This is a genomic window from uncultured Mailhella sp. (assembly GCF_905187505.1).
In the GTDB taxonomy this organism is placed as follows: domain Bacteria; phylum Desulfobacterota; class Desulfovibrionia; order Desulfovibrionales; family Desulfovibrionaceae; genus Mailhella.
In genome coordinates, this window is sequence record NZ_CAJJIC010000098.1 from 1 (window position 1) to 8769 (window position 8769).

Here is an 8769-nt window from a genome sequence, read left to right on the forward strand (position 1 = left end):
TTCATCTCGGCTCCGCTCTGGTGCTCGACGACATGCTTCCCCCCTCTTCCGTGACGAACGAATCCACAGGCTCCGAAGTCGTCGATGAGCCGAAAAAAACGCGGCGCACCAGAAAAAGCGCGGCCAGGGCCGAAGAAAAGTCCGCTGCCGGAAACGCGCAGGAAAGCCCCGCCGAAGAAAGCGGCAAGAGCACTCCTGCCGCTGCGGAAAAAAAGCGCCGCACGCGCCGCGCTCCCCGGAAGAACGCGCCGGAAGCTGAAGCGCCAGCCGAGCAGAGCGCCCAAAACACCTCCGAGGAGGAAAACGTCATTCATCTCGGCTCCGCTCTGGTGCTCGACGACATGCTTCCCCCCTCTTCCGTGACCTCGGAAGACACGAACGACTCGCAGTCTCTCGCTCAGAACGAGGCTGCCTCCGCTGCCGACAAAAAGCGCAGCGAACGCCGCTCCAGAGCAGCCGTCGAAAGCAGGCAACCCGAAGCTGAAACCGCGTCCGGGCAGCCTTCGGACGACGACAACATCGGCAACCGGGCCGACGCGGCAGACAAGACCGAAGAAAAGCAGAACGAGCAGGCCTGGTTCGACGACGGCATCGTAACCAACATTCTGCCCTATCCCGGCGAATTTCCCGAAGACGGCCGTCAGCATTCCCGGTCCCGCAGAAACCGCAGGAACCGGGATGCACAGCCCGTGTCCAACGCTTCTCCCTATCTGTCCGGTTCCTACCCTCAGGGCTTCTACGATCAGTCCCAGGCCATGGTGTCCGACACGCCCTTCGGCAACCGGAAGAACCGCAACAACCGAAAGAACCGCCGCAACACGCAGCCTGTTCCCGTCATTCCTGAGGACTTCGACTTCAACGCCGCCATGCTCAACGACAGCGTGCTCGGCGTGGCTCTCGGCCGTCGCGACGAAGAGTTCATTCCCGAAGATGACGGTCCGCAGCCCGCGCTGCCCGGTCAGCCCGTGGCACTTCCCCTTGCTTCCGGCGAAATGGCCGAAGAGGATCTCGCCGCGCTCGACGCCGCCGTCAACGGCAACCGCATCGACATGCCCTCGCCGACCGCCCAGAAGGAAGGACGCCAGAACCGCAGGAACAAAAAGCAGAAGGAAGAACGCGCATCTGCCGTCCGGAATGAAAAGAAGGCCGAGGTCGAAGAAGCCGCGCATCCCCGCCGCGTGCTCTATGTGAGCGTCGTCCCCGACGAACAGGTGGAAGTCGTCATTACCGAAGACGGACAGGTCACCGAATACTTTGTGGAAATGGCCCATCAGGTAAAAATCCGGGGCAACATCTACAAGGGCGTCATCAACAACATCGACACCAACCTTCAGGCGGCCTTCGTCAACTTCGGCAACGGAAAGAACGGCTTTCTGCAGATCGACGAAGTGCATCCCGAATATTATCTCGTGCCGCACGACGCCTCCCACGGCCCCAAGTATCCTCCCATCCAGAAGGTGCTGAAGGTGGGACAGGAAGTCCTGGTGCAGGTGGTCAAGGAACCCTCCGGCTCCAAGGGAGCCTTCCTCACCACATGGATTTCCATAGCCGGGCGCTTTCTCGTGCTCACGCCGGGACAGGAGCAGATCGGCGTTTCCCGCAAGGTGGAAGATCCTGAAGAGCGCGCCCGCCTCAAGGACCTCTTGAACGGCATTCAGCCCGGCGAAAACATGGGCGTCATCATACGCACGGCCAGCGAGGGAGCCAGCAAGGCCAGCATCCAGCAGGATCTGCAGTACCTGAAAAAGCTCTGGAAGGACATCCAGAAAAAGGCGCCCACGGAAAAGTCTCCTTCCCTCATTTATCAGGAAGCCGACCTCGCCACCCGTTCCGTGCGCGATTACCTCTCCGAGGACATCGTCGAAATATGGACGGACGACGAAGCCACCAAGGCTCGAGTGGAAGACATCGCCAGACTCATCTTCCCCGACAGAGCCGGCGAAATCGTCAAGCTGCACAAGGATCAGCGCCAGAGCCTCTGGGAGCGCTTCAACCTGCTCAAGCAGCTGGAAACCGTGACGAGCCGCGAAGTTGTGCTGCCCTCAGGCGGCCGCCTCGTCTTCGACCAGACCGAAGCGCTCATGGCCATCGACATCAACTCCGGCAAGACGCAGGGAAAGACCAACTTCGAAGCCATGGTCTTCCGCACCAACATGGAAGCCGCCGAAGCCATTGCCCGGCATCTTCGCCTTCGTGACATCGGCGGACAGGTGGTCATCGACTTCATCGAAATGCGCGACAAGAACCACTGCCGCGAAGTCGAGCGCACCCTGAGAAACGCCATGCGCAAGGATCGCGCCCGTCATGACGTGGGCCACATGAGCTCCTTCGGTCTGCTGGAGCTCGTGCGCCAGCGTACCGGAACATCGGCCATTTCCATTTCCTGCGAGCCCTGCCCCTACTGTCACGGCACGGGCGTGCGCCGCAACATGGAATGGCAGTCCCTGCAGGCGCTGCGAGATCTGCAGAGCAAGCTCTGCCGCAGCCTCGACAACGGCAAGAACAGGAAGAACGACAAGTCTTCCGAACCTTCCACCTTCATCTACGAAAGCGATACGGAGCTCGCCCTGTACCTGCTCAACCGCAAACGCGACCGCATAGCCGCGCTTGAGGAAAAATACGGGGTACACATAGAAATCCGGCTGAAGTAACATGAAGGCCCCGCCTCACTGGAGACGGGGCCTTTCTTTCAGGATGCTCCATGCTGAAAAAACTGCTCATCGTCGTCACTCTCGCCCTCTGCTGTTTCTACGTCCATCAAAGGCAGCAGAAGGAAATTCCCGTTCCCTCCTCCGCCTCCCGCGAGATCAACGACGCGCCGCTGAGGAATCTGGAAGGAAAACTTCCTCCCGTCATCTTTGAAAAGGAAATACAGCCCATCATCGAACGAAACAGACGCGTGGGCCTCACGCCGGAAGAGCTCGACGAGCTTTTCGACAAGCTGGAAACCATAGGACGCGCACTCGGAGACAAGGCTACCGAAGCCGTGAATCAGGCGGGGCACACCATTGCGCCCGACCTTTTTCCGAGAAAAACGCTGATGGAACACTCGGCGGATGCGGCGCAGACACTGGCCCATGCCGCAAAAGAAGGGGCCAAGGCCGGTCTGCCCGTGCTCAAAGAAGCGGCGGTGGACATTCTTCGCGCACTGGCCTCGGCGCTTTCGTTTCTGCTCGACAAGGCAGCAGATCTGCTGCAGGCATGACACGCGCATAGCGCTGCTATGGCCGGGGCGGCTCATCCTTCTTGACCGGGCTCCGGCCCTTCAAGCCGACACGCCTTATCCCGACAAAAAAGAGCGGGGCTTCTCTTTCTTGAGAAGTCCCGCTCTTTTCATGCCTGACGGCGAACACGGACCGAATGCACCGAAGGGCAGACCATCCGCGGCCGCGCCGACCTTTCCTTCCGACGCGACCGGGCAGTTTCATCACAAAACGCCCCCGGGCATGACGCGCCACGCCGTCCCAGTTTTTCATTCCCGGCCATGAGAGCCGCCCTGCCGACTCAAAACAACAAAAGCGGCCATGCCCGCTCTTCTCTGCAAAAGCAAGGAAGGCCCCTGCCGGACAAAATATCCCTTCCCGCAACCCGCAGTACCGACGTTCACATCGCCCCTTGCTCAAAAGATGGAACTTCTTCCGTCTGATGCCCCTCAAGGCGCGTGAGCCCCTGCAAAACGCCCATCTGAACAGGCTCCGCATCCTTCCTCAAGGAAGGCCGGCTTCTTTCGAAACCGGCCTTCCCGTGAGAGGAATGATGAAAAGAATGCATGGGGCCGCTGCCCTACTTCGCCGCCGCTTCACGAGCCATGGCGCGCTTTTCCCAGAGCTTCATGTCCTTCATCTTCTGACGACGGGCGCGCTGCAGTTCCTTGCAGGTGAGAGGCGTACCTTTCTTGAAGCCCCACTTCGCACGATAGGAGGCGGCATCAAGCCCATGGAGGATAAGATGTTTCTTGGTAATGACCTTGAAAGTCTTGCCGCATTCAAGGCAGACGATGCTCTTTTCCTTGATGGAACGCTTGGGATCAATGGCAGGAGCCTCAGCGGCAGGGCACGCTTCCTCGGTTTCTTCACAGCAATCCAGCTTCTTCAGCTTGCTGGACAGCGAGGAAATCATTTCCGCCATTTCATCTTCGGACATGACACGGACGGAAGCCTGTGCCTTGACCAGTTCTATGGCATGTTTGAGATAATCTTCCATAGAGACCTCCTTGTAAGAAAATAATATATCAGATGTAAACGCAATTCAGACTTCTGTCAAATGCATGAAAGAAAAAAGAACACTAAAAAAAATAAAAGACCGGGCACTCATTTTGCCCTAGTGCCGCAATGAAATTCACCCATGCGTAACCTCGCCTCAACGACTCTTGTCCAGAAAAACGGTCAGAAAGAGAAAATGACATTCCCATTTCATATACAAGGCTCTTCAGCCGGGAATCTCCGCGTATGCAATGGGTTGCTGCGTATGCCGTGCTCGACGTATCCGTCACATTTGTCCCTCCGACCAACGTTCTCCCTTCCCCTTTCACGTGCAGGAAAATGTAATGCATGGGGACTATATTCAATATTCAAACCTCATCGCAATAACAAGACCGCTCAAAAATCAGAAGGCCACTTCACGGATTCCCGCTCCCGCCCGAAAGCCTGCCGCTTCTGCCGCATGCTCCGCCTGCATCGGATCATGGTTCGTCTCCCGCGCGCCGATCACTAAAAAAGCTTCACATCGCCTCCGGCTGAAAACATCCCTTCTGCCGCTCATTTCCGGGCTGTTTGTCCGAATCATGAATCTCCGGTCACAAAATTTGCAAAACAAGCGGAAAACGCCTCTGAAGTACCGTAATCAGCATCATTCATAAAACATCGAAGCGGTTCTTCTGCGCCTATGAACGTCCAGATTGCCCGGGGCATGGAACCGCCCCGTGGACCGGATGCCCAATCCCCCCGCGTCGGAGCGGGCTTCCGTCACTCCCCTGCTGACAAACGGCATGGCAGCGGCAGCGTTTTCCGCAACGGCCTGAAAACGCCGCAGGATGACGCACATCCTTCTCCCCGCGCCCTTCTCGCAGGGGAAATTTTTTCGTCGGAAAACGGACCTCAGCCGCCTCATGCGACGCAAAAAAAAAGGAAGGCTGACGCCTTCCCTTCAAACCGACAGCTTTTCCGCCGTCAGCGACGATCAGGAAGCGGATAACGCCCGCAGGTGAACTTTTCCCCTTCGGGACAATATCCGAGCCTCTCACACCGCGCCCCTGCATGACGGAACACTTCCGGAAGCACTTCCCGGCACAGGCCGAGCATGGTGCGCGCCACGCCCCGGATTTCCCACTGGGCCCTGGTGCAGCAGCGATGCTCAAAGAAATTGAGCAGAGTACGGCAGTTCATGGTCACCACGATGCTGGACGCCGCAGCCTGAGGAAGCACGAACCGGGCGTCTTCGCAGGACGAAGCCCTGCGGCCGTCCTCTTCGAGCATTTCCTTGAGGTCGCGATACGCGCTGCCCACCTCTTCCATGAAGCTCAGAAAACGGGCCTTTGCCCTGGGATTGGCGGCAATGGAGGGCGGCATGACATAGTTCATGTTAGAAGCGTCCACATAGCGCTGGCTCTGCTGCGAGTAGCTGGCAATGCGATGTCTGACGAGCTGATGCGTAAGAGCGCGCGACACCCCGGAAACGGCAAAGGTAAAGCTTACGTGTTCAATGGGGCTGGCATGCCCTGAGGCCATGATGCCTTCCACAAAGGCGGCCTGCTTTTCGCGCGTGATGTCGCCGGCAAGAAGGCGCGGCCACATATCCGCCACGTCTCCGGCGTGATAGCACTGACGAAAGGCGGCATAAATGAGAGAAAGCGGCTCCGGCGTATGAGCCAGAAGCTCCACGCGGGCTTTGACTTCGGACATGTTCTCCTCCTGTTCGCCGGGCGCGGCGAACGACGCGTTCCCCGAAAGGCACGCGGCACATCATGATGTTCATGGCCAGCGGCAACGCGTTCAGGAAGCCTAGATAAGACTGCCCTGCATGGTTCCGCCGTACAGACGATTGAGATGCTTGTACGCCTTGGGTGTCGCCACTCGACCGCGGGGCGTACGGTTCAAGAAGCCGCACTGGATGAGATACGGCTCATAAATGTCCTCTATGGTGCGAATTTCCTCGGAACAGGCCACGGCCAGAGTTTTCACGCCCACGGGACCGCCATTGAAGTGATCGATGAGTACGGTAAGTATCTTGCGGTCCATCTCGTCCAGTCCCGCTTCATCCACGTCAAGACGCTCAAGCGCCGCTCTTGCCTGCTCCCCGTCGACCACGCCTTTTCCGTACACGGCCGCGAAGTCACGCACGCGACGCAGCAGCCGGTTGGCAATGCGGGGCGTTCCGCGGGAACGGCGTCCGATTTCGAGCGCACCTTCTTCCGTGACCTGCACGCCGAGAATGCGCGCCGAGCGCTGCACGACACGGGAAAGCTCTTCCGGGGAGTAGAACTCAAGACGGCTTATGATGCCGAACCTGTCTCTCAGGGGAGAGGACAAAAGACCAAGCCTTGTCGTGGCTCCCACCAGGGTGAAAGGCTCGATGTCCAGCTTCACCGTGCGCGCGGCCGGGCCCTGACCGATGATGAGGTCGAGCGTGAAGTCTTCCATGGCCGGATACAGCACTTCTTCCACGCTTATGGGCATACGGTGGATCTCATCCACAAAAAGAATGTCGTGCCGGGAAAGATTGGTCAGAATGGCGGCAAGATCTCCGCTTCGTTCCAGTACCGGACCGGAAGTCGTGACGAGGTTGACGCCGAGTTCCGCGGCCATGATGCGGGCAAGCGTGGTCTTGCCGAGACCGGGATTGCCGTAGAAAAGCACATGATCCATGGACTGACCGCGCTCCTTCGCCGCGTTCAGATACACGCGGAGATTGGCGCGCAGCTCCTCCTGACCTATGAAGTCTTCCAGACGCTGAGGGCGGATATTTTCATCGGCGCAATCCTGTGCCATGCTCTTGGGTACGAATTCAGCCATTTACTTTTTTCCTCCGGCCAGCGCCTTCAGCGCGGCGCGCAGGGCTTCGCCCACGTCAAGTTCAGGGTCGTTCTCCAGAACCTTTCTGAGCACCTGCCCGGCCGTGTCTTCATCATAGCCCAGATTGGCAAGACCCGTAAGCGCGTCACGATACACTGAAGGCCTCCCCGCCACGGCCGCAGCCAGAGAAACGGAAGATTCTCCCTTCAACTTGTACTTGAGTTCCAGAAAAATCTGCTGCGCCGTCTTCTTTCCTATGCCGGAAACCTGCGTGAGCGCTGCGGCGTCATCCTCGGCCACGATGCGTCGCAGATCGTCGGGCCGGAAGCGGGAAAGTATGGCCAGCGCGGTGCGGGCGCCCACACGGTTGATGCCGGTCAGAAGATTGAAGGTCTGACGCTCGTCCCAGGAAGGAAAGCCGAACAGCTCCTGCGCATCCTCCCGAACGATGAAGCTGGTGTAGAAGGAAGCCGTGCCGCCCTGAGCCGGAAGCTGCGCCAGCGCGTGTTCCGGCAAAAAAATCTCGTAGCCTGTGCCGCCGGCCGTCACCAGCACGCAACTGTTCTCGGTGCGCTCCAGCACCCTTCCTTCCATGTAGGCAAGCATACAACCTCCCGTTGCCGTTCCGAAATCACGCTCCCCCCGCTGCCATGAACGCTCAGAAGTCGCGTATTCCGCGCAGGAAAAACAGAAGTCGGGATTTCTCCGGGCTTCTGCCCCTCATGTTGTCTTCAAGGCCGCCGGACTTATCGTGTATGCGCATATTAATAGCGCGAAATATTTACTTTTTATGTAAGCAGATAGCCTACGTTATTATAGCGGAAAACGCAAGATACGCCCCCTCCGACGCTTCCGGAGCCTGCTGCAGGACAAATAAAGAGAGCCCGCTTGTTCTCCGCGCCGAATGATCCTTGATTCTCTCCCGTCCCTCTTTTCCTATGTCATCATAAAAGAAACAAAAACTACTGAAAGTCAGAGAACAAACACAGAGGCTGTTTTCCCGACTACAGGTTCAGTCAGCCTGAGCGAAACGTTTTTTAAACCATGGGGCACCGAACGATGCGGCAGGCAACACGAAGACAAGGAGCGGCAGCTCAAATCCGACATCGGTCCACAGTATGAAAACAAAAAACGTCCTCCAGACTGTCACATCCATGGCATGCCATGCAGGAAATGCCTTCAATCGAAAACACGACATTTCGGCTCCACGGAAAACCAGAAGCTCCGGATCGACGACATGCACGGCATGCTCGTCGGAAGTTTCGGCCCGCCCTGCCTGGCCATAAAACATTCTTTTCTCCCCGGAGAAAAAACTTTGCCCGCCCTTTCCGGCAACAGATTTCCCGCACCGCAGAAATGCAGCCGGAGACCTCTTTCCTGTTCCCCCCGACGCTTCTCATGGGCGGCATCAGACACCGGCATCAGGCGCGCATCGTTTTCAGAAGTGCTCCTTCAGGCGGAGCCATGCCCGGGAGCGGGGCCTTTGCAGACCTCAGCAGGATCAGGCACGGAAAGTGGCGAAATGTTCCCTCCGGGACCCCGGCATCCCCCCCCTTGCAAAGACGTTCCGAAAAAACATGAAGCAAAAAACTATGCCCGACCCTTTCGGACCGTCTCCAGATTGCCCGTCGTTTTCCGGTCCGACATCTGCCCGCTCCGCCCGGAAGCAGAAAAGACGACCGCAAAAAACATCCGTCGAAAAATTCCTTTCCAAATTCTTCTCTGGGGCGGAGCTTTTAAACGCAGAAGGGCCGCGTGA

The 8769-nt window shown here is 58.1% G+C and carries 8 protein-coding genes; 3 read left to right on the plus strand and 5 right to left on the minus strand.

Features of this window, described 5'->3' with window-relative positions; genetic code table 11:
• Positions 1-866: 866 nt before the first annotated feature.
• Both QZZ60_RS08770 and QZZ60_RS08775 read left to right on the plus strand, forming a co-directional pair.
• Positions 867-2651, plus strand: a complete 1785-nt coding sequence (locus tag QZZ60_RS08770) for an Rne/Rng family ribonuclease (RefSeq protein WP_295640591.1) — start codon at positions 867-869, stop codon at positions 2649-2651.
• Positions 2652-2701: 50 nt separating this feature from the next.
• Positions 2702-3205: a hypothetical protein gene (locus QZZ60_RS08775; RefSeq protein ID WP_295640581.1), complete on the plus strand. Its 504-nt coding sequence runs from the start codon at positions 2702-2704 to the stop codon at positions 3203-3205.
• 578 nt (positions 3206-3783) lie between these two features.
• Here the strand turns inward: QZZ60_RS08775 and QZZ60_RS08780 are convergent.
• The 5 genes from QZZ60_RS08780 to QZZ60_RS08800 all read right to left on the minus strand — a co-directional run bounded on the left by QZZ60_RS08780 (position 3784) and on the right by QZZ60_RS08800 (position 8301).
• Positions 3784-4203 (minus strand): MucR family transcriptional regulator, encoded by a 420-nt coding sequence (locus QZZ60_RS08780; RefSeq protein ID WP_294446573.1) that lies wholly within the window; start codon positions 4201-4203, stop codon positions 3784-3786.
• Positions 4204-5168: 965 nt separating this feature from the next.
• Entirely contained in the window at positions 5169-5900 is a 732-nt protein-coding gene (thyX, locus tag QZZ60_RS08785; protein ID WP_295640583.1) for an FAD-dependent thymidylate synthase, read from the minus strand.
• 99 nt (positions 5901-5999) lie between these two features.
• Positions 6000-6986 (minus strand): Holliday junction branch migration DNA helicase RuvB, encoded by a 987-nt coding sequence (gene ruvB, locus QZZ60_RS08790; RefSeq protein WP_295640593.1) that lies wholly within the window; start codon positions 6984-6986, stop codon positions 6000-6002.
• Between the two features lie 24 nt (positions 6987-7010).
• Positions 7011-7616 (minus strand): Holliday junction branch migration protein RuvA, encoded by a 606-nt coding sequence (gene ruvA, locus QZZ60_RS08795; protein ID WP_295640585.1) that lies wholly within the window; start codon positions 7614-7616, stop codon positions 7011-7013.
• A 406-nt stretch (positions 7617-8022) separates the two neighbouring features.
• The gene (locus tag QZZ60_RS08800) at positions 8023-8301 is read right to left on the minus strand and encodes a hypothetical protein (RefSeq protein ID WP_295640587.1); all 279 of its coding nucleotides are present in this window, start codon (positions 8299-8301) and stop codon (positions 8023-8025) included.
• 286 nt (positions 8302-8587) lie between these two features.
• On the opposite strand from QZZ60_RS08800, the gene QZZ60_RS08805 reads away from it, so the two are divergent.
• Positions 8588-8769 (plus strand): hypothetical protein (locus tag QZZ60_RS08805; protein ID WP_295640589.1); only part of this gene is annotated, 182 nt, incomplete at its 3' end.